We start from the raw sequence: 323 nt of genomic DNA, 5'->3' as shown, positions 1-323 counted from the left end.
CCCGAATTTATTCAGCGCCTGCAACATATCCAAATCAGTCTGTTTGCCATTGACGAAGCACATTGTGTATCCCATTGGGGCCATGATTTTCGCCAGGACTATATGGCGCTGGGGCAACTTAAGCATTTCTTCCCCCATGTGCCTATGATGGGGCTAACCGCCACCGCCGATCCGGCCACCCGTGTGGATATTCTGCAACAATTACGTTTGCAGCAGCCCATGGTCTATCAGGGCAGTTTTGACCGCCCCAACATCCGCTACACCCAGTTGCAAAAGTACAAACCCCTGGAACAACTGGAAAGCTACATAAAAAGCCAGGAAGG

1 pseudogene is annotated in these 323 nt (G+C 51.1%); it reads left to right on the top strand.

What is annotated here, in order from left to right:
- A pseudogene (locus J0A66_RS22435) lies at nt 1–323 on the top strand (ATP-dependent DNA helicase RecQ); the annotation flags it as partial.

The organism is Bowmanella dokdonensis, assembly GCF_017254865.1.
Taxonomy (GTDB): domain Bacteria; phylum Pseudomonadota; class Gammaproteobacteria; order Enterobacterales; family Alteromonadaceae; genus Bowmanella; species Bowmanella dokdonensis.
Note: the sequence above shows the minus strand (reverse complement) of the source record. Positions and strands in the feature narration are given on the sequence as shown.